The organism is Nostoc sp. DedQUE02, from assembly GCF_034531035.1.
Classification (GTDB): domain Bacteria; phylum Cyanobacteriota; class Cyanobacteriia; order Cyanobacteriales; family Nostocaceae; genus Nostoc.
In genome coordinates this window covers 41,560-63,397 of the sequence record NZ_JAVRBY020000042.1, presented here as the reverse complement: position 1 = coordinate 63,397, position 21,838 = coordinate 41,560, and the positions used below count along the sequence as shown (strand labels likewise).

Genomic DNA, 21,838 nt, shown 5'->3' with positions numbered 1-21,838 from the left:
CGTCAGACATCGCCTTTCCTAAACGCCCCCTCGACAATAATTAACTTTTATTAAAACATAATTTGTGGAAATCAAAAGTAGCGAACTGACAATTAAGCAGTTAACGCACTTGGTAGGAGGTGGTTTAACTCCGCGGATGGTGCGCCATTACCATCAATTGGGACTGTTACCGCAACCAGTGCGATCGCCTAGCAATTACCGTCTCTACACTCAAAAAGATGTCCTCCGGTTGCAACGGATTGTCGCACTCAAGCAGCAAGGGTTTCAGCTAAACCATATCCGCAATATTTTGGAAGTGGAACCAGAAGCCGACACAACGGTTAACCTGATGGGACAACTCCAGCAGCAATATCGCGCGGTGATGCAACAAATTTCTCAACTGCGACAAACTGCATCAGCATTAGAAGGATTATTGGGGCGCGATCGCCATTGTCAAATTATCCAAGCGGAAGTTTTGGCACAACTGAAGTTACTCGATGTCGAAACTCAAGCTGGATTGGGAGGATTGGAAAATCTCTGGAGTGGCTTGGATGCTGAAATTCATACCCATTCAGAAGCTTTTACCGAATCGCTACAACGTTTATTACCTGATTTGTCTCACCGTTCGGAAATTGAACAGCATTTAATTTCTCAGTTGGTTTTGGCTTGTGGCGATGTCAGTTTAGTGTCCTTTATCAAATTGAGTCGAGATGCGATCGCAACTAGTCGAGAAGCTTTATCTTCAAGTTGTGAAATTGTTGTCGATACCCAAACGGTTGCTGCTGCTTTAGATCAAACCCGATTACTTCACTTGGGATGCCGCACTGAAACTTTAATTGATAATCCCCATATTACCACCGCCACCGAGGCAGAACTTGCCTTTTGGCAACATCGAGAATGGCGAGCAAAATTGCAGCAAGTAAGTAATGGTTGTGTCCTGGTAGTTGGTTATGCTCCCTCAGTACTTCTGGAAGCTTGTGAAGCAATTGCTAACCAAAAAATTCAGCCTGCATTAGTTATTGCAATGCCCATTGGCTTTAGCCATGCTCCCGCAGCCAAGCGACAACTGATGCAACAAGGGATACCTTTTATTACAGTTGAAGGGACTTTAGGAGGTGGCGCATTAGCTGCAACTGCCCTAAATGCCTTAGTTGAGTCACTGATTGATAAACCAGATTGTCATTGTTATCTCAAATGAGTGTTGAACAATGAGTATTTAGTTAAAACAGCAGGATACCCAGTATTCAAAACTGCCTGGGTTATACATAGCAGGAGGCAGGAGGCAGGAGTAAAACTATTACTGTTCCTAGCATTCACGCTTGTCATTATGTCCTAACCTATGTGACTACGGCTATAGGACTAATATTTGATTGCGTGAAAAAATTCAGTACAACTCAAAAAGGCTTCTTGCCTATTGCCTATTACCTATTGCCTATTGCCTATTACCTATTACCTATTACCTATTGCCCATTGCCTCCTACCCAAATAAATATGGCTACGCCAAGCTTCGGGAACAAAAATAAAATCGGATTGCTATACTCGACTAAAAACTGATTCCATTTTTCCATGAATCATAAGTTACCAGCTATTTATTTTTATATTCCCCAAAACCAATGGCCTAGCGATCGCATATTAGAAAGTTCGGATCTTTACTGGCAATGGCAAAATTCTCTACGTTACGGTCAAGGGCAATATAACTGGACTCTACAAACCTATCTTCACCTCAAAAATGATGGATTTCCATGTCAATTGGTAGGAACTTTACCCACTGAAGGAATTGTTTTGGCGCATCGCGATTTTTTGCCAGACAACCTACAACCAACACCACAATTATTGATTGTTTGTTTGCGTGCAGATAGAAGTCATCATCCTTACGCACAGCTTCATATTATTCAAAATACTCAAGATGAAATGACAAAATACTCTGCAAGCCTTTGGCAAACTCATTATATGCCCCATTGGCCCCAGTCTGGATTGATTCCTCGCGATCATCAGCGTGGTGATAAATTTGAAAATGTTGCCTACTTTGGTCAAGTAGACAACTTGGTTCCCCAAATGCAAACAGATGCCTGGAAACACCAAGTCAATGCTTTAGGTTTAAATTGGAATATTGTCAACTTTGAACGCTGGCACGACTACAGTGATGTGGATGTTGTGATTGCTGTGCGTAGCTTTGATAGCAATACATATAACTGGAAACCAGCATCTAAATTATATAATGCTTGGCAAGCTGGAGTTCCAATTATTCTTGGTCGTGAATCTGCTTACCAATATGAACGTAAAAGCGAACTCGATTATATAGAAGTAGCTTCTGTTGAGGAAATCATTGCATCTCTAAAACGCCTGCGCGACAACTATCAATTACGTCAGGCAATGATAGACAATGGTCGGATTCGAGCAACAGAAACGGGGATTGAGGAACTGACTGCACGGTGGCGTAGCTTTTTAACAGACATTGCCTCTCCTACCTATGAACGCTGGCGAAATGCATCAAGTTGGCAACGCGAAATATTTTTACAACGCCGTTACTTCAGTTTGAAAACAAGTAATATAAAATTTCGCCTAAATAAGCTTTTTTGAACCTCACACAACTCAAAGTCACATGATTCAGGTCTTAGAAGTTCTCCACAGGCGTATATAGCATCCGATATACCGACAATTGCTGTTAAAATTTTTCAGCCTTGACTCAAAATAATCAGGCTGGCGTTTACGTCTCTCTCTCTTTTGGTCTGGGAAAAGGTTAAAGGTGAATTAAAACCTTTCCCTTTCCCCTTTCCCCCAAAACCCGAAAAGTATTGAACCAGGGACTTGCACCATTCACGCAGCTTTTTATTACAGTTCCAGGGATTTTAGGAGGTGGCACTTTAGCTGCTACTGCCCTGAATGCCTCAAATCAGCGCTGAACAATCAGTATTCAGCCAAGACAAGAGGATACCCATTGTTCAGTACTACTGAAAATAATATTGTTAAATAATATTGAATTTGCTACACTTTACCAGTTTTAGTAATTCAATAATTCATAATTGTGGCCATAAGCTACCAAATTGGTATAAGTTGCAATATAACTTAGAAAAATTTATAGTAAACAGACTTTAGTAATTAGAGTATAAATTATCATGCTATACAAGCTCCAGCGAAGTATAAATCAGTATAAGTACTGGAAAGCAATTAGAACTAAAGATAACTCAGATGTATAATTAGCCCGTCTCCTCCATAATCTCTAAAAAGATCGCGACTTAGGACTAGCAGGCTTTCTATTTTTTACTTTAATTAAGGGGCATATGTGGCAACAAGAAAAAAAAGATACTTCGATAGTCAGGCTGGTATTATGGGTTGCCTTAGCTACAACCCCGATGGCATCAACTTTGGTGGTATCAGCACCGATGCTGGCACAATCTACACCTAAAGTGACCTCTTTTCCACTGCCACAAACGGTGCAAAATGGATCAATAGTGCGGATTGACGGTTCCAGTAGCTTGGGTGCAATCAACCAAAGCCTGAAAGAAAATTTTGAAAAACAGTTTGCCGGTGCAAAGGTTGAAATTGCTGCTAACGGCACTAATACGGCACTGAAAGATTTGCTAGATGGCAAAATCGACATAGTAGCGATGGGGCGGGGGTTAACGCCAGCCGAAAAAGCCCAAGGACTAGAGCAAGTTCGCTTGCGCCGTGAGAAGATTGCGATCGTGGTTGGTGCAGATAATCCTTTCAAAGGAAGTTTGACCAGTAGGCAATTCGCCCGAATTTTCCGGGGACAAATTACAAATTGGTCACAACTGGGAGGACCTTCAGAGAAGATTCGGTTAATCGACCACCCTAACAGCAGTGAAACTCGCGATACTTTTCGTACTTATCCAGCCTTCAAAACTGCTGAATTTGCTACAGGGGCCAATGCTACCCAACTAACTGAGGACAATACCGCAGAAATCATCAAACAACTGGGCAAAGACGGTATCAGCTATGTATTAGCTAATCAGGTGTCCAAGTTGAAAGGTGTGCGAGTTCTGCAATTACATCAAGCCTTGCCAGATGATACTAAATATCCCTTCTCGCAACCTTTAGTTTATGTTTACAAGAAAAATCCCAGCTTAACCACAGTTGATTTTCTCGGCTATACCCTTGCACCTCAAGGACAAAAGGCTATAGAACAAGGGATAACGGCAGAAGCAGAGGCGATCGCAGCCAGTGTATCACAACCGGCTGCTACAACTTCCCCTGGCGCCCAAACGACAACAGGCGCTGCGCCTTCTCCTAATGCCACTACTTCTGTATTTGGCGAAAAGCCCTTTGTGGCTGCTCCTGCAAAACAAAATAGTCCAATTGTCAATAAAGAAGCACCATTATGGTTGCTGCTACCTTTGTTTTTTGTGACTGTAGCTGTTTCTGTAGTATGGTGGCTTTCGGGAAAAGGCTCATCGTCTACGGAGAAAACAGAAGACTTACCAGAATCAAATCCTCATCTACCGAACGCAGAAAATGGAGAAACTGCGGTACTCGATGCCAGCACTGCCCCCTCCCTGAATGGAGCAATACTTGAAGAGCAGCCAGTATCGCACTTTCAAGAGCAAGAAACCCCCGAACGCACTCCTTTCAACATCTATGCTCAAACACAATCTGACTTGACCCAGAATGCAACTCAGGGGACATCAAATTTAGTACAAGAGGCAACTAATGGCACCTCTAACTCTAACCTCTACGAAGGCACATCGGGCGTAGCTAATGGTTCGGCAGAAAATAACAATAACAACTTCGGAGCCGCAGCTTTAACCGGTGGTACAGCTTTAGCAACGGGTATCGGCGCGGCTACCTGGTCTAACTTTACCAACAAAGAAACAGAACCAGATGCCATTGATCAGACTATTGAGCTAAATAATTATACGGAGACAACCAATCCTGAGTCTGATGAAGTTGCATGGGACATAGAAGCCCCAGCAGCTGTAGTAAATACTTCATATCCTCACCTAGCTAATATTACAGAAGAGGTATCTTCTGACGAGGAATTGCCTTTATCTGAGGTGACAGCCCCACTCCCGGAATTCCCAAATGTGACTTCTGGCACATCTGATTTTGGATATTGGGATACACCAGTTGATGAAGAGCCGGTAGATGAGGAACTCCAGGCAGAATTGAACTGGCTAGAGAGTATCACCTCAACTGAAGATACAGCCTCAGTAGATGAATTGCCCTTAGCCGAGTCTGACGAAGTGGCAGCCGAAGTGGAACCATCAGCAACACAAACGTCTTCACTGCTTGATTTGCCAGAATTGCCAGAATTGCCAGGAGATGCATTCAATGTAGTGGCGGATGCAGCCGAACCCACCACCGATTTCCCAGAGGAAACATCTCCAGCCGAGCCGACTGTTGCCGAAGATGTTGCAGAAACAGACTCCACAGATTTTGCTGCTGCTGCCGTAGCAGCAGGCGCAGGAATTGGAAGTTGGGCTACTAATTTGGCATCAGATGACCAAGGAGAAATTTATACTACGGTTGATGATGAGCCAATCGCAGCCGAAACCGCTATTGGTTTAGTAGATGCAGATGAAGGGAACAGTATTGTCCTCACACCACATACTTATACATCGGCTCATGTCTCTTGGGAGATTTCCCAAGCCAAGAAAGCAGAACTGTGGCAACAAGGCGGCTCTCAATTGGTAGTGCGGTTGTATGATGTGACTGGCATTGACTTGAGTTATCAAAGCCCCCACCTGGTACAGCAGTATGAATCTGAGGAGACAGCACACGATCGCTTTGTAGAAATTCCCCTCACCGATCGCGACTACGTAGCTGAAATTGGCTATATCGCTTATGGCGAACATTGGTTATTTATCGCCCGTTCCGCAATTGTTCGTGTCTTCAGTCCTGTGAATCCAGATCCCATAGTTGATCATGTGGTGGAAAAGGATGAAACACATACTAACTTGGTAGATGCCCAAGAAGAGATTAGTGCAGAAGAGAGCAGTATTGTGCTCACACCCCGCACTGAGCAATGGGCTGATGTCTCTTGGGAGATTTCCGAAACCAAGAAAGCAGAACTCAAACAACAGGGCGGCTCTCAATTGGTAGTGCGGCTCTATGATGTAACTGGCATAGACCTAAGTTATCAAAATCCTCAGTTTGTCCAGCAGTATGAATGTGAAGAGACAGCACACGATCGCTTTGTAGAAATTCCCATCAGCGATCGCGACTACATAGCTGAAATTGGCTATGTCGCTGATGGCGATTGCTGGTTATTCATCGCCCGTTCCGCGATCGTTCGTGTCTTCAGTCCTGTACATACAGATCCCACAACAGATCCCCCAGTTGAAAATGTAGCGTTAATCAGCGAAACACATACTAACTTGGTAGATACCCAAGAAGAGATTGTCCAAGAAGAGAGCAGTATTATGCTCACACCCCGCACTCCCAAATGGGCTTATGTCTCTTGGCACATTTCCAAGGCTCAGGCAGAAGCGCTGCGCCAACAGGGCGGCTCCCAATTAGTAGTGCGGCTTTATGATGTTACTGGCATTGACTTGAGTTATCAAAGTCCCCAGCTTGTACAGCAGTATGAATCGGAAGAGGTAGCACGCGATCGCTTTGTAGCGATTCCCGTGAGCGATCGCGACTATATGGTTGAAATTGGCTATATTGCTGATGGCGATCGCTGGTTACTCATCGCCCGTTCCGCGAATGTTCGAGTTTTCAGTCATCCCCACGGAGATTTTTGGTTTGTGGCAGATGCTGAGTTGATTATTCACGGAGCCACCCAACCAAATACAACCGTAAACATTGGTGGTCATAACATCAAAATCAAACCCGATGGTACTTTCCACTTACGTCTTCCCTTTTCCGATGGTTTAATGGACTATCTGATCACGGTAGCTGCTGATGGAGAATCCACAAGAACTATCCATAAGAAGTTCTTCCAGGAAACTTCCGAAAGCTAATAAGTAGAAGGACTAAATTAAACCTAACTCGATCTGGCCGGGTTTCGACTGCGCGGAAGTTGAGCGTAGTCGAAACTCAACCCTCAAGGAATAACCTTACCGAGCATTGAGCGACTTGCCCCTCGTATGACTAGATTTGCCTTTTCTTAGACATCTGATGAAATTGAATTGAGAAATATTAAGATATATAACTTTTGACAATAATTTCAGGTAATGCATCATTAATTTCTGGAGATGTCTATTGATCGTTCATCTAAACCAAAAAAAGATAGTTATGATGAAAAATGATAAATCCTCTCCAATTCGCCTGTTAATCGTTGACGATCAGAGCCTCATTCGTCAGGGACTCAAAGCGATGCTAGAACAGGAACCTGATTTGCAGGTGGTCGGTGATGCTGAGAATGGTAAAGTTGCTCTAGAACTTGTTGCAGAACTCCAGCCCGATGTGGTGCTAATGGATATTCGGATGCCGGAAATGGATGGACGAACTGCAACAAAACTGATAGTGGAAAACTTTCCCAATATTAAAGTTCTCGTCTTGAGTACATTTGATGATGATTCTTATCTAACAGGAGCAATGCGTGCAGGCGCAAAAGGATATTTGCTCAAAGATATGCCCTCAAGTGAGCTAGCAGATGCGATTCGGTTTGGTCATTATGGCTATACTCAATTTGGGCCGGGGTTATTTGATAAATTATTAGTAATGGAAGCGGCTTCGGCTTCAACTAGCCAAAACTTCGCCTCATCAAAGCCATCAGAAATTACCGCACGAGAACAAGAAGTTTTATGTTTAATAGGTGTTGGTGCAACTAACCGCGAAATTGCCCAAAAACTTTTTATTACAGAAGGAACAGTAAAAACTCATGTGACAAGTCTTTTAAACCGTCTCAATCTCAAAAATAGATCGCAACTTGCAATCTATGCAAATTCTGTTCTTAATCAAGAAAATAAACCATCCGAGAAGCTACGAGAACAAATTGGAAAATCATAGAATAATTTTTTTACAAAACACATTAAAAGCACAAAGTTTTTTCTTTCTTTGTATGAAACCACCCTGCAACCCTTGTAGCGTTGGGGGACAAAAATCAAAGCCTCTCTCCTTTTAGGAGCTACGGTGTACACACAAGTTATCGAATTACTATCAGTCCTTGAATTACCCCACCCTAGCCCTCTCTGTATGTATTGGCTACCGTGTACACACAAGTCGAATTTCTTCTTAAATCCCAAAGATTACCTACTTAATCGCAGTGATGGTTAGGGTGGGGTAAAACTAAAGCTAAAACCTTAGTAAATCAGGTTTGGGGTGAGGTTTTGAGAATTTAGGCAATAAATACATCGATTTCGGGCGGTCGTTTATTGAATTCGGGCGGTCGTTTCTTGAATTCGGGCGATCGTTTCTTGAATTCGGGCGAGCGTTTCTTGAATTCGGGCAAATCTCAGTAAATTAACGCAATACAACAATATTTGCTGTATTAAATTATTAAAACATACTGAATATTGCGGGTGTTAATCACCCCGATTTTGTTTATCCTAATGGTGTAAAGACAAGGATATAAGTCAGTTTTTATCCTAGTGCATAATTAAAAAAAGGAAGGTTATTTATGTCACGTCCAAAACGTGGGTCTAAAGTACTTGATAGGGCACAGCGTCGGATTGCGGGTTTGAAATCGATTAGTCCCACCTTAGATTTAGGTAATGGAGTCACTATTGACGCCTTTGCCGCCGCCATCAAAAAAACACAGGACAAGTTGGAAGCTCATAACTCCACCCTCTCGACGGTGGATCTAACTCAGGGGGCCTTTGAATTAGCCGAAAAATCGCTGATGGAATTAACAGAACATGTGTTAGTCAGCGTAGCTGCAAAGTATGGCAAGAATAGCGATGAATACAAAATGGCAGGGGGCGTTCGTCGCAGCGAACGCAAGCGTCCAGTACGGAAGCCTAAGCAAGAGGTTGTTATTTAATAAAGACAATACATTTAGGTTTTTTGACACTCTCCCGAATTCAAATCGGGAGATTCTTGGTTATGTGGTGAACCAATAGAAAAAAGATAACAGAGAGAAGCGTCACTTTTATTGTTTACGAAACTCAAAGAATCTATATTAAATATGTCCTGACTCACGCTGAATATGATAAGGATAAATGGAAAAATGACCCGTACTTTTAATCCAGAATCTTATGGGAAATTGCTAGCCGAGTATCAGCCAAAAATAATTACTACGGATGCAGAAAACAAACAAGCGATGTCAAAGACAAGCCGCTTTGCGTCTACGCACTTGCGTTAACCTTAGAACATCGTCCCAATCGTACACCAGAAGAAGAAATGCTGTTGCAACTGTTGGTGACATTAATTGAGCAGTTTGAAGAAACCCATTACCCAATTCCCCAAGGTACGCCCAATTCGATGTTAGTGCATCTGATGGACGCACGCGATACTACAACAGAAGCATTAGCTGAGGTAATTGGTTCATTGGAAATTGCCTTGCAAATTGTTAATGGCGATCGCACCATTAGTAAAACTCAAGCAGAAGCGTTGGCGAACTATTTTAATGTAGATATCAGTTTATTTACCTAGCTTATTTTCTATAACAACACTCTTAAAACCAGCGCTTGGTGTTGAGCCGGAAATTTAATATTTTGGTATGAGGTTAAAGGTGCGTAGATGCGTAGCGGCTTGTTGTTAGACATCGCTTTTCTACTCGATACAACAGCTACAAAATCTTTTGTCATTTAGCTTAAGATTATAAAGCTGTGAGCTAAAATCTTATGTCCTAACCATCCCAGACCCAAGCCAAAATCCCAGACCCAAGCCAAAAATGCAAGTACTAACTAATATTAAAAAAGTATGAAACTTGCTAAAAGATTTTCTTAATTCATATCCACATTTATAAACCATAAATACTCCACTATACATACTAACAACCATAGCTATAATCACAGGCAAACCCAATATCACAACTACAGCGACAACTAGGACTACAGGCACAGACCAAAAAACCACACTCATAATCGCAAGCAAAATTACACTCATAAGCTGTTGTACAGCCTTATTTATAGCATTAGCTATAGCTTTACCTTGATACACAGTTATAGCTACTGCCACTGCCACAATCACAGCCACAGCAATAATCAAAACCCAGGATGAAGCATAACGCACAGATAAGTAGAAGCTTATCAATAGATAACTCAGTAATACACCCACCAACCAGCCCCAGGGAATAATTTTAGGTGATTTAGTAGCTCGTTTTGGTTGAATTGGAATTGCCTTTGAGTTTAGCTTGGCTTTGGAAAGAACAACTTCTGTTCTATAGACTGGTTCAACGAGTGATGAAGGCATTGCTTTTGGTGTTTCTAACATTGCCAACCATAGCTGCATGGACTGAGGACGATCTTTTGCCTCCAGTGCCATACCCTTAAGGATTGCTTGATTTAATCCATTGCTGATGCTTGGAATAATTTGTTTAGGTGAAATTATGGGAGCATTATCGAGTTTTCGAGCCAAAGAAGTTGTTGGGCGTTGACCTGTTACTGCATAATAGAGTGTGGCAGCTAGACAGTAGACATCGACGGTTGGCTCTCGACTGCCTCTACTCATCTGCTCATAGGGTGCAAAACCTTCATTACCTGCAATACCTTTTGAACTCAAGGTTTTAGGCAAAATTTCTTTAGCAATTCCAAAGTCAATTAAAACCGCTTTGCCATTTCTTTGCATCATAATGTTTCCAGGATGGGCATCTCTATGTACTAACCCTGCCTGATGCACTACGCTCAAAGCTTCCCCAATCTGGCGGATGCAAGGTACAATCTCTGCTTCCGGTAAAGCCCCCTTACACTTCACTGCCTCAAATAAATTTTCTCCCTCAACAAAGTCCATCACTAAACAGTGAGTAGCATTTTCCCGAAACAAATCAATCACTCCCACAATGTGAGGATGAGGGTCTTCTGATAAGCGTGCGAGTATCCGCCCTTCTTGAATAAATCTCTCTATGTACTTTTCATATTCCGGATCGTGGCTGAGATATTCATTAGGTGTCTTAATTACAACTGTCTGGTTTAGATCAACATGCAAAGCTTTATAAGTAATCCCAAATCCCCCCTGTCCCAGGACTGTCTTAATTTCATATTTGTCACTTTGCAATTTCTGTCCTACTATCCAAGGCATGAATACCTCTAAGTAAAAAATTACTTTAATGCCAGCGTTTTCATGAGAGTTTAGCTAATTCTACTGTGTTTTGCTAGATGACGGACTAGGAGATACTGATGGTGGACTATTATGTGCAGGGGGTTTTGATTTATCCATCACAGCACCCACCCCTGCAAGTAAGCCTCCTAAAGCTGCGATCGCAGCTATCACCACTCCCCAAAACTGGATGTTTCGTTCCCAATTTGACTTAGTTTTAGATGGTTCAATTACTGAAGCCTGCAAGTTTTCTCTAGTCAAACCCAAAGAATCGAGCCATTCCCGCATCGATTGCGATCGCTGTTTCGGGTCTAGCTTCATACCTGCTAAAATTGCTCGGTTTGTGCGATCGCTAATTTGAGGATTATGTTTTTTCGGTTCCACTAAAGGAGCGTTATCCACCTTACGTTTGAGCGCACTGACTGGTGTTTTTCCAGTCAAAAGCACATAAAGAGTTGCCGCCAGAGAATAAATATCGCTATATGCTCCAGTTGGTTTAGTATGTTGAGCATAAAGTTCAGGCGGTGTAAATCCCTCAGAAGTTTCCTTAGTTCTACTTGTAGTTAAAATATGATCGAAATCGAGAGCTAAACCAAAATCAATTAGCACCGCTTCCGGCTGTCCTTCTCGCACTCGCAAAAAGATATTTCCTGGATGTACATCTCGATGAATCAACCGATTTTCATGTACTTTAATCAGTGCTTCCCCAATTTGTTGAATATAGCGTAAAGCCTCTGATTCAGAAAGTATTTGTTGGCGACGGTCAGCTAAACTCACACCATCCACATATTCCATTACTAAACACCAGTGTTCTCCTTCTTTAAACGGTTCTGCAACCTGCACAATATGTTTGTGTTTACATTGAGTAAGTTTTACCGCCTCTTGCCAAAACATTGTTTCCAGTCGTCCGCGTTCTAACTGGTTCAGGGAATTTAGCAAGTCATCATTTAAGGTTTTAATGACTTGGCGATCGCCATTCTGATTTTTAACCAAATAAGTAATGCCAAAGCGTCCTCTTCCTAACTCTTTCTCAACGGTGTATTTTCCACCTTGCAAGCGATCGCCAGCTACCCAAGCCATCTTTGCAACTCCCAAAATGCTTTGATTAATTCTCACACAAGAGAGCCTTAATAACTTGAGCCTAGCTTTGACAGAACAGGTGCGATGTCTACGATGGTCACTGACTTGTACTGAGCGTAGCCGAAGTAGCTTGTCGAAGTGCGGGCTACGCCTACGCTTTTTTCTCTCTCTATTGCTAAACTAAAAACAACCTTTAGCTAGTGCAAAGGTAATCTTATGACCTCTGCAACCAATCCAACCACCGACGAACTCACTCCTTTCCCTGACCATACGCAGCTACCAGACTCTGACGGCACCTTTGTAAAAAATTGGCAAGAGCATCCCCAAAGTATCTTACTTACGGATTCAATTACACCCATTCTCCAGCAATTACATCCAGAAGGTCAATATTGTATAGGTCAGGACTTAGGTATTTACTGGCGGTTGACAGATCCTCCAGAGAAAGGAGCAGCAGCACCGGATTGGTTTTATGTAGGAAATGTCCCGCCCTTACTAGATGGATTGACGCGCCGTTCTTATGTATTTTGGCGAGAACACATCGCTCCATTAATTGTCTTAGAATTCGTCTCTGGTGATGGGAGTGAAGAACGAGATACAACCCCTTGGAAGGGCAAATTTTGGATTTATGAGCAAGTAATTCGTCCTCCGTTTTATGGCATTTATGAAGTGAATAAAGCCAGTATAGAAGTGTATGAATTGATTGGTGGACAATACCAGTTATTAGCAGCAAATGAACGAGGACATTATCCTATACCTCCTTTAGGAGTGGAGTTAGGCATAAGGCTTGGAGTTTATCAAAACGTGGAATTGCCCTGGTTACGTTGGTGGGATTTGCAAGGTAATTTATTGTTGACTGGCGATGAAAGAGCAGAACTTGAACGCCAACGCGCTGAACAAGAAAGCCAACGCGCAGAACTTGAACGCCAACGTGCTGAACAGGAAAGCCAACGCGCAGAACTTGAACGCCAACGAAATGAGATTCTGATTGCTCAATTGCGATCGCTTGGCATTGAACCAGAAGCATAATATCGATCAAAAATCAACTACTTATTTACATCCATTCTCTTATGGATGCAAGAAACAAGTCAAATCCTCTTCCCTTCTGCCTTCTGCCTTGTTTCTTAGAAGAGGGATTATTTGTAATTAATTACTTTCTTTATGAAATTAAGAATATACGAAATAGCTGATACTGAAGAAATTATGAAATTGTTCTACGACACTATTCATGAAGTGAATATTCACGATTACACACAAGAACAAGTAGATGCTTGGGCACCAGCAAACATGGATATTGAAGTTTGGATTAAAAGTTTAGGAAGTAAGTTTACCTATGTAGCAGAAGAAGACAAAATTATTGGCTTTGGAGAATTAGAAGCTAATGGTCATATTGACCGTTTCTATTGTCATAAAGATTTTCAAAGAAAAGGTGTTGGCAAGAAAATCTTAGAACAGATTGAATTAAAAGCAAAGTCTTTAGGGGTGGAAAAGTTATTTACAGAAGCCAGTATTACAGCTAAACCTTTTTTTGAGAGTCAAGGATTTATTGTTATCAAAAAGCAAGAAGTAGAGCGTAGAGGGCAAAAGCTGATAAATTTTGTCATGGAAAAACACTTCAAAAATTACTAAATTCATTGAATTCAAGCAATTTCAAAAAAGTTGTTCTAGCTTATGCCTTATAACCTACAGCCAGCATCACAGAAGCGGGAATTTCCACACCATTTTCTGTGATATATTTTGAGGCTCCCTCAATAATTGCGTTTTCAATATTACGCCGTTGCTCATCGCTTTGCATTGCCAATATCGACCCCAGACGCGCCGAACTTACAACAATCTTTGGCATCACATCTTCAGGTGTAGAGAAAGTCCACTTGATTGGTAGTTCCCTGACAGACACCTGAGTGAATCCCTCGGCGCTTAAAACCATTTCGCATTCAGTGCGATCGCCAAAGCGAAACAAGGGTGGCCCAGAAGGTAGATCCACATCCATGCTCCCATAAGTTTGCACCGAACCCAGTATCAGAGCCATAAATGGATTGCGCGTTGGTGGTGTCCAGCAGGTGAAAGCGTAGCGTCCTCCCGATTTGAGTACGCGAAAGGACTCAGCGATCGCTTTTTCTGGGTTTGGAAAATGGAGAATACCCAAGTTACAAACCACCGCTTCAAACTGGCCCGACTCGAAAGTTAGGTTTTCAGCGTCCCCTTGATAGAATGACCCTTGAGGACATCGCACTCTGGCAATGGCCACCATCTTCTCTGCAAAGTCTAATCCTGTGACTATAGCCTGCCGCTTTAGTGCTGCGGCACTAAGCCACCCAGTTCCGCAAGCCACATCCAGCAATCGAGTACCAGATTTAGCCCCAACGGCATCCAATATGGCTTCATCTACTTGAGAAGTCACAACAGCGATCGCGCGATCGTATTCTTGAGCTACAAGAGAAAATTTGTCACGCTCAAATTGCTTGAATGCCTCGTGAGTAATGATCGGATCGTCTGTCATTTATTGCCAAGGTGAGGTATGGCTAGAATAATATTTACAGAGAAGCTAGATTTTAGTTCTCTAAGGCTAAATGAATTTGTCAAAGCGGACATTAATCTGCTAACAGTGACAAATAATTAGTTAATGTACAAAAATACTTTAAAAGTGGGTGACGAGGGATTTGAACCCGCAACCAATAGATTAAGAGTCTACTGCTCTACCGTTGAGCTAGTCACCCACACGAATAACAATCATAGCACAATTTCTGAAAATTTAGCTAGTGCCTTGTCCAAAAAACGAATTAAAAGGGGAATTTGACGGTGAAGGTGGTTTGACCTGCTGCACTCTCTACATAAATTGAGCCGCCTAAATGTCTGACCATTTTCTGCACTAATGCCAATTCCAGCCCCGTATCTCTCAAATATCTCTCAATCAGATTAGTATACATCTTAAGCAGCAGCCTCAGCATAGGGATAAGTTAAGTCAAGACAACTATATTAAAAAATGTAAAGTCATGCTTGTCTAAGACTGGTAAATATTGACACTAAAGTTTTCACTGAGTAGACTTGATACGGCTTATAAGTAATAAATAGCTGTTAGTCCGATTGTGAGTAAGCTCAAGCCCCTGCCAATAGAAGAGGGGTGTTGTGGTATCTCAGGAAACCTCAGCAATAGGTTTGCTTGGGCAGATTACTAAATTAAGCATCAATAGATTCTTATCTCCTAAGAGTCTAGTTAAATGTTCTTCACCCACAACTTATATATGGAAAGTAACAACAATAGTTAGTCAGTTTTGGGGGCATTGGTTTTATTTGTACTAGTGGTTGGATTACTTAAGGGTTGCGGTGAGGATGCTAGGTTTCAGTACAGATATGATGCTTGCATGGAAGGCTCCATTAAACCCACTAAAGTATTTAAAGCTATATTTGTCTGTTTATGGGTTTAATAATTTAGCATTACCTCACATAACTAAAATATGAATGAACTAAATGACAATGACAAAAAAAAGGTAGGCAAGGCAATTGGAAGTATAGCTTTATTAATTGTTATTATCTTTGTATCGAAGAATTATCAAGACTACCAAAACAGAGAGGAAATACGTAAGGGCTGTGATCAAATGAAAGTAGCTAGCCAAGAGTGGGAAAGAATAAGACGACATAATGTGGGTTCGCTAGAAGCAATGAAATCTGGTAAGCCAAGATTAATATATAATGGCTTGGACTGCGACCAGATAAAATAGATTAGTAAATTTTAGTAAAAAAATAATTGAATCTATTTATAACATTAAGTATTTCAAGCTTCTGTTTTATTAAACTAACTTTTAAAATAAAAGAGGTTATAAAAGTGAATTCCGATGATAAAACTGTGAATTTAGTTTCATTTTCTTTATATTATTTGATTGCTTTATCCCTTATTACCTCATTCAAGTATTCTTTTTATGTATGTGGGTTTTCATTGCTGATATGTTATGTGTTAATTTCAATTTTCTATAACTCTATTATGGGATTTTTAGCAGGTACTACACCTATAATAAAAAATGATATAAATCTTATTGTTAGGGCTTGCTTTTTGTGGATAGTCTTAAATATTTTATATGTATTAGGGTTACAATTACATTTTAGTATTATGTTTTATTTTGGGAATGTTTTGGGATCATTTTTGATTCTTATTATATTTTTATCACCTATATATTTACTTCCAAGGTACGGCAAATATATAAAGTAAAAAGCTTATTAACTAGCCCTCAACATTGAAGATTCAGGTACTCTCTGTTCACCCCATAAGTCATCACCATAAATATTACTGTTGTCTCCTATCTTCCAAGCAGAAGTAGCCTTCAACTACAAATATAAATTATTGCTTGTCAACTTTATATAAGATTTCTTTAGTGATTTCTCTTACTTCTCTGACTTCCTCAATAATTTTAGTGTGGTCAGCTATATAAGTACTGTGGTTTGCCTTAGTGTCACCAGACATATTTTGCACAGAGTTAGCTAATACTCTAAAGCTTTCACTATCGCTTTCTAACTTCTCTACCCATTTACTAATCAGGTTATTTACGCCCATCCATCTGGCTAAGAGTAATAGACCTAAGATAGTCAATATCATCCCTAACCCAACGCCACTTGCGTTGGTCAATACTTGGTCAACTATTTTAGATTGAGTATCAGGATTCAGATTAATATAATTAATTTCTTTAGAAACTTGAGATTTTTCTACTCGTTGTGTCATTTTAATATAATTAATTTCTTTAATAATTTGAGGTTTGTCTGTTTGCTGAGTCATTTTGTTGGGGTAATTTTACAAATTTACAAAAAAAATAAAGCCTCCAACTAAGGAGGCTAGCTATGTTAAATTCCTAATTCTATAAACCTGATAAAGTCTACAAAAGCTTGAATATCAGTAGGTTGATTATCTAGTACATATTGAGCTTGTTCAACAGCGCTTTCTTGAGAACCAGGGTCTTTTTCTGGATACAATGAATAATATTCATTGTCATTTATGTTCAAAGCTTCCCAGGCTGCTTGATTAGCATTAAGTCTAAGAAATATCCAATACTCACTTAAAGCATAATCAATCCATTCTTGAGGAGGTAAAGTAGCAACTCTAAGGGGAGGATAAACTACTAGAGCGCAATCTATGGGGTAAACTGCATAATTATCAAATTCATCAATTTCATAGCAGTAAGTATTGTCTTGACCTTGTAGAATACTCATAATATAGTCCTTATTATTTAAGCAGCTTTAAAGAATAAAAATGGTAAACCAGCAGTAATTTCAGTTAAAGTATCAAGTGGTGCAGTAGTAGGTAAACTACCAGAAGAATAACTCAAAGGATTTCTATAACCATACACCAAGTTAGAAACACCAAAGGTGACTCTACCTATGTAATACATAATTGAAGCCAACGCACTCTCTCCACTAATAGATAGAGACACATTAGAAGTAATAGCAAACCAATACCAACCAGGGTTAAAAGTATAAGATACATTATCACCTCTTTCTATTGTACCTGCCGCGTTTAATTCTATTGTTTTAAGTAATAATGTCTCAGGTAAAAAGGTTGTAGAATTATTAGAATAGACTCCAAATCTAAACAAACCAGTAGTACTAGTAGCTTGGTTTATTGACATCTTGCTAATAGTTATTGGCTTAGTAATACTAAAAGGATGATAACTAATAGTATTTGCTGTAGAAGCTGTGGTAATAGCGGTTAACCCATCAGTTTGTGACATTGCGCTATACCATAATCCACTCCTGTAACCTGGGTGGTCTCCAATACGATTACTTGGTTCATAGCTACTAGTAGTGGAGTTATAAACCAAAGTTTGAGTATTGGTTGGAGCAGTAGAAGATATTGCTATACCTTGCAGTTTATTAGCATTCCACTGAGCAGTTGCAGAACCAACTTGAGCAGCAGTAGTTCCATGAGGATTACTGGTATCACTGGTATGGGTAGTTAATGATGTGCTGGTAGCGCCACCAAGGGCAGTGAGGGCAGCAGAAGCAGTAGTAGACCCAGTTCCACCTTTTGCGATCGCAAGTGTACCTGCTAGGTTTCCTAGAGTTAAATTAGCTTCATTTACATCTATATCTATTTCAGAATTAGCAGTATCATTTGTAATAGATATTTTAGATGAACCAGCATTTATATTCTTGAATTCTAAGTTAGCTCCAGTCTTTTGCTTAAATACGCCAACTCCACTCACACCCACATTTGATGCGGTATTAGTCTCACCAGTACCACCAGCAGAAAGAGTTTGGTTAGTCCACTTAGAAGTTGTGGAGTTGTAAGCTAAAACTTGAGTATTTGAAGGTGAAGAAATAACTACATCAGTTAACTCAACTAAAGTGTCTTTAGTGGCAACTAAGTTATCAACTTCAGTTTTAGTATAAGTAGTAGATTGATTAGCTTTAGGGCTTACTAATCCATCAACTTCAGTTTTTGTGTAGGTAGTAGACTGATTAGCTTTAGTAGCTAAGGATGTATTGACATCACTAGTGTTAGCCTTCAGAGATAAAGCCGTTGCAACATCGCTAGAATTAGCTTTAGGAGCTACTAAACCATCAGTTTGAGGCTTAGTATAATAACCACTAAGATCAACCGTAACGCCTCCCACAAGGGCATCTGTCTGTGCTTTAGTGTAAGTGGTAGATTTATCAGCTTTAGTATTTAAGAGGGTGTCACTTTGAGGTTTAGTGTAGTAGTTAGTTAAATCAAAACCAGCGACATTATTTAATAGTGTATCTACTTCAGATTTGAGGTAAACAACTGGATTCGTTGAAGTAGAGTTAGTTTTAACAATACCAGCTACAGTACTTGTAGCAGGGGTTAATGTACCACCAATTTCATTTAATATATAAGTTATTAAAGACTGATGTTGAGGAGCAGAGGAATCTCCTCCACCTTCACGCAGTACAGATAATTCTAAGTCAGAGGTTCCTACAGGTACAATAGCATCAAAAGTTTCTCCACCTGGTAATACAAACCTATAGAAAGATGAGCGTTCACCTTCTTCATTACACCAGAGAATAAAGTTTATTTTACCTTCTCTATTGGTGATAAAGTTTTTAGTAACTTGAGGGTATTCTATATTGTCAATAGTATTACCCTGCATGTGAATTACTTGAACAACAGCATTTCTTAGGGGTTCATTATTTAGCCCAATAAATGTAGATTTAATAATTCTTTGAGTTGGCATATTTATTTTATGAATAAAAAAGTTCACTTCTTTTTTAATAAAGTGAACCTTAAATTTTTAATATTTAATAATCTTATTTTTTGCTAACCAAGGTTGCATATTCTCATGTGAACCGCCACCACCTTGAGCATTAATACTAATACCAGTACCGGAAGCATTTAGACTAATATTAGTCTTATTAGAATTAATACTAACTCCAGTACCTGAACCATAAAGGGCTATACCAGTACCAGACGTACCCATTAAAGGAGTACCAACACTATTAATTGTCCTGTAGGTTTTAGTTCCTTCCTTATTACCTGCGATCGCTGAGGGTTCATACTGGAAAGCATCACTATTAGTTTCACCCCCATCACTAGCCCACACATACAAAGGATGGCTATGTCCTGGATCATAAACACCATGATTATGTCCAGTGTCATTTACTACATGAGAGTGAGCAGATTCATTAACTGAGTGATTATGCCCAGAGTCATTAACCCCATGAATGTGGCTAGGGGTTTGAGCTAGATTTAAAGTAACACTCTCTAATCCTCCTATTTGTCCCAAGGCACGATTAGTTAAACCTGAACCTGCGCCAGCTCCTACAGATACCCTACCTCTGCAATCTGGTACAGCAAAGTTAACTCCAGACTGACCATAAGTGTAGCCAATAGAAGCAAATAGGGCTGGGTAAGCAGAAGGAGCATAGAAACTACCATCTTCCCATAACCAACCTGAAGGTAATACTGAACCAGAGAACTCCATTGATGCCCCAGGAGGGATTAATTGAGTAACAGGAATATCAGATGGCCCTACTCTGTCAACCGATTTGTCTCTTAAATCAATAATGCTTCCAGAGATAGTTCCAGAGGCAGTAGTTACTCTAGCCAGAGGAAGGCTAATATTAGGCAAAGTGGATGAAGTTTGAACAGTTCCATCTGACCCAACATATATGTATCTGGTAACATTATTTGGTAAGTTAATTGAACCAGGACTAATACTAACTAAAGTACCATCAGGTAATAATACTGCCCCACCTAAATAGGCAAAAGTCAAACCAGTTTGATGGGTAACTTTTAGTCTATTATAGAAACTATAAAAATTTGATTTAATTTGACCTGGGGTATCATCTAAATAAGCATCTAGAACTTTAGGGCCATGACCAAGGAAATCATCACCATCTACTATGGGGTTGGCAATAGCATTGGCAATTTCAGCCGTGAAAATATCTCCATTTTGCAGGATAATCCGCGTCATATATTTTAATTAATAGTAATTTGTAATATTTAGAGAGAAGCTACTTTTTGACCCCACCAATTTGTTACTGATGGATCACCAACTATTTTATAAAGGTTTGTTCCACCAAAATTAGTAGTTCTAATACGTATCTGCTGCCCTGCTAATAGTCTCATTTGTATGGGATTCATTGGTACACAGCCTCCCACAGCCGCCGCAAAATTGGCCTCACAAATTCTTAAAGTATCCGAACCATTGAGCTGTAAAAATGCCCCAAATGTGCGAGTCCCTGTATCGATGTTTGTAAAATATATACTACCCCCAAAAAGATAGATACCACTTTCAGGTACCTCGAAATAAGTTGATACAAAGTTACAGTTAGCTGAATAATCTAAGGCAGACCACGCTATTACATAATCACTACTATTGGTTATGTCAATTGTTCGGATAACTTTAAAATATCTATCAGTTTGTGAGCTAACAAAACTAGTTGTAGCAACCTTAGTACTTTTATCATTAACCACAGTAGTAGGGGCAATTACATCTCCTGAAAAGATGGGAGAAATAAGATTTGCTTTTAAAGCAACATTAGACTTCACATCTTCAACTTGGTCATAAACTGCATCTTGAGAAGCAGATTTACCTGAGCCATTCCATGCTGAACTATATGGGGTGTCATCAGCTAATATGAGTGAACCATTAGGCTCAACAGGGATAACCATCCAGCTAGTTGTATTAGTTGGCGCTACCCCTTTGATAGGATTTAAATCTTTTGAGATGTAAGTTCTGTTTAAGTAAGTTACTAAATCTCTAAACTTGTAGGTAGTGGTGGGGCTATAAGCACCTTGGGGAAAAGGCCCACCAATTGATTGAGCAAGAGCAGGGGTACTTGAGATTAATCTAGCAACTCTTAAGGCACCTGTATCCAGTACATCATTTACTAGGCCAGTCGGTACTAGTGATGCAAATTGAACTGGGCTAACATTAGGAACTAGGGCATTAAAGTTAATTAACGCTGGTTCAATTAATGATCCATCTGTAGCAGTTTTAAAGAATTGAAAGTTATAAGTAATTCTTGAAGTTTCAGATTGGGGCAGGGTTATATCAACGGCACCTGCTGTTATGGAAAATGTGTATGATTGAGGTAGATAGATTGTATCTGGGGAAGTAGCCTCATCAATTAGAGTACCAGCTAGCACCACAATAAGTTTACCTGTAATACCATTCCCAGCAGAATCTTTTAGTGTTCCTACTATTTGAGTCATTTATTTATATTA

The 21,838-nt window shown here is 40.2% G+C and carries 20 protein-coding genes, 1 tRNA gene and 1 pseudogene; 12 read left to right on the top strand and 10 right to left on the bottom strand.

The window, feature by feature from the left end:
• The first annotated feature begins 70 nt into the window (after window positions 1-70).
• The 9 genes and pseudogenes from RMX98_RS25680 (at window position 71) to RMX98_RS25640 (ending at window position 9,480) form a co-directional block, all read left to right on the top strand.
• Window positions 71-1,177, top strand: coding sequence for a precorrin-8X methylmutase (locus tag RMX98_RS25680; protein WP_322680725.1), 1,107 nt, complete (start codon window positions 71-73; stop codon window positions 1,175-1,177).
• A 368-nt stretch (window positions 1,178-1,545) separates the two neighbouring features.
• The gene (locus tag RMX98_RS25675) at window positions 1,546-2,559 is read left to right on the top strand and encodes a hypothetical protein (RefSeq protein WP_322680712.1); all 1,014 of its coding nucleotides are present in this window, start codon (window positions 1,546-1,548) and stop codon (window positions 2,557-2,559) included.
• 703 nt (window positions 2,560-3,262) lie between these two features.
• Complete coding sequence (locus RMX98_RS25670) at window positions 3,263-3,385, top strand: hypothetical protein (RefSeq protein ID WP_322680713.1); 123 nt, start codon at window positions 3,263-3,265, stop codon at window positions 3,383-3,385.
• Window positions 3,333-6,905, top strand: a complete 3,573-nt coding sequence (locus RMX98_RS25665; protein WP_322680714.1) for a DUF4912 domain-containing protein — start codon at window positions 3,333-3,335, stop codon at window positions 6,903-6,905. The genes RMX98_RS25670 and RMX98_RS25665 overlap by 53 nt, the downstream gene beginning before the upstream one ends.
• A 277-nt stretch (window positions 6,906-7,182) precedes the next feature.
• Window positions 7,183-7,896 (top strand): response regulator transcription factor, encoded by a 714-nt coding sequence (locus tag RMX98_RS25660; protein ID WP_322680726.1) that lies wholly within the window; start codon window positions 7,183-7,185, stop codon window positions 7,894-7,896.
• 610 nt (window positions 7,897-8,506) lie between these two features.
• Entirely contained in the window at window positions 8,507-8,869 is a 363-nt protein-coding gene (locus RMX98_RS25655; protein ID WP_322680135.1) for a hypothetical protein, read from the top strand.
• 104 nt (window positions 8,870-8,973) lie between these two features.
• A pseudogene (locus RMX98_RS25650) lies at window positions 8,974-9,072 on the top strand (type II toxin-antitoxin system HigB family toxin); the annotation flags it as partial.
• The gene (locus tag RMX98_RS25645; RefSeq protein WP_322680134.1) at window positions 9,056-9,190 is read left to right on the top strand and encodes a hypothetical protein; all 135 of its coding nucleotides are present in this window, start codon (window positions 9,056-9,058) and stop codon (window positions 9,188-9,190) included. The pseudogene RMX98_RS25650 and the gene RMX98_RS25645, both read left to right, overlap by 17 nt.
• A gap of 38 nt (window positions 9,191-9,228) precedes the next feature.
• Window positions 9,229-9,480 (top strand): hypothetical protein, encoded by a 252-nt coding sequence (locus RMX98_RS25640; RefSeq protein WP_322680133.1) that lies wholly within the window; start codon window positions 9,229-9,231, stop codon window positions 9,478-9,480.
• Window positions 9,481-9,669: 189 nt separating this feature from the next.
• Here the strand turns inward: RMX98_RS25640 and RMX98_RS25635 are convergent, their stop codons facing one another.
• Complete coding sequence (locus tag RMX98_RS25635; RefSeq protein ID WP_322680132.1) at window positions 9,670-11,067, bottom strand: serine/threonine-protein kinase; 1,398 nt, start codon at window positions 11,065-11,067, stop codon at window positions 9,670-9,672.
• A 60-nt stretch (window positions 11,068-11,127) separates the two neighbouring features.
• Window positions 11,128-12,165, bottom strand: a complete 1,038-nt coding sequence (locus RMX98_RS25630) for a serine/threonine-protein kinase (RefSeq protein ID WP_322680141.1) — start codon at window positions 12,163-12,165, stop codon at window positions 11,128-11,130.
• A 216-nt stretch (window positions 12,166-12,381) separates the two neighbouring features.
• Here RMX98_RS25630 and RMX98_RS25625 point away from each other — a divergent pair, with 216 nt between their 5' ends.
• A complete protein-coding gene (locus RMX98_RS25625) occupies window positions 12,382-13,191 on the top strand; it encodes a Uma2 family endonuclease (RefSeq protein WP_322680131.1) in 810 nt (269 codons plus the stop codon).
• A gap of 132 nt (window positions 13,192-13,323) precedes the next feature.
• Window positions 13,324-13,791 carry a GNAT family N-acetyltransferase gene (locus tag RMX98_RS25620; protein ID WP_322680130.1) on the top strand — a complete coding sequence of 156 codons (468 nt, stop codon included), beginning with the start codon at window positions 13,324-13,326 and terminating at the stop codon, window positions 13,789-13,791.
• A 40-nt stretch (window positions 13,792-13,831) separates the two neighbouring features.
• Here the strand turns inward: RMX98_RS25620 and RMX98_RS25615 are convergent, their stop codons facing one another.
• From RMX98_RS25615 to RMX98_RS25605, 3 genes are all read right to left on the bottom strand, one after another.
• Entirely contained in the window at window positions 13,832-14,662 is an 831-nt protein-coding gene (locus RMX98_RS25615; protein ID WP_322680129.1) for a class I SAM-dependent methyltransferase, read from the bottom strand.
• 145 nt (window positions 14,663-14,807) lie between these two features.
• A tRNA-Lys gene (locus RMX98_RS25610) sits at window positions 14,808-14,879 on the bottom strand.
• Between the two features lie 63 nt (window positions 14,880-14,942).
• The gene (locus RMX98_RS25605; protein WP_409881842.1) at window positions 14,943-15,074 is read right to left on the bottom strand and encodes an ATP-binding protein; all 132 of its coding nucleotides are present in this window, start codon (window positions 15,072-15,074) and stop codon (window positions 14,943-14,945) included.
• Window positions 15,075-15,617: 543 nt separating this feature from the next.
• On the opposite strand from RMX98_RS25605, the gene RMX98_RS25600 reads away from it, so the two are divergent.
• Window positions 15,618-15,881: a hypothetical protein gene (locus RMX98_RS25600; RefSeq protein WP_322680127.1), complete on the top strand. Its 264-nt coding sequence runs from the start codon at window positions 15,618-15,620 to the stop codon at window positions 15,879-15,881.
• Window positions 15,882-16,495: 614 nt separating this feature from the next.
• Here RMX98_RS25600 and RMX98_RS25595 read toward each other — a convergent pair.
• From RMX98_RS25595 to RMX98_RS25575, 5 genes are all read right to left on the bottom strand, one after another.
• On the bottom strand, window positions 16,496-16,927 hold the full coding sequence (locus RMX98_RS25595; protein WP_322680126.1) for a hypothetical protein: 432 nt from the start codon (window positions 16,925-16,927) through the stop codon (window positions 16,496-16,498).
• Between the two features lie 65 nt (window positions 16,928-16,992).
• Entirely contained in the window at window positions 16,993-17,358 is a 366-nt protein-coding gene (locus tag RMX98_RS25590) for a hypothetical protein (protein WP_322680125.1), read from the bottom strand.
• 17 nt (window positions 17,359-17,375) lie between these two features.
• Window positions 17,376-19,343 (bottom strand): hypothetical protein, encoded by a 1,968-nt coding sequence (locus RMX98_RS25585; protein WP_322680124.1) that lies wholly within the window; start codon window positions 19,341-19,343, stop codon window positions 17,376-17,378.
• A gap of 57 nt (window positions 19,344-19,400) precedes the next feature.
• Window positions 19,401-20,582, bottom strand: coding sequence for a tail fiber protein (locus RMX98_RS25580; protein ID WP_322680123.1), 1,182 nt, complete (start codon window positions 20,580-20,582; stop codon window positions 19,401-19,403).
• A 29-nt stretch (window positions 20,583-20,611) separates the two neighbouring features.
• On the bottom strand, window positions 20,612-21,826 hold the full coding sequence (locus RMX98_RS25575; RefSeq protein WP_322680122.1) for a hypothetical protein: 1,215 nt from the start codon (window positions 21,824-21,826) through the stop codon (window positions 20,612-20,614).
• Between the last annotated feature and the right edge of the window lie 12 nt (window positions 21,827-21,838).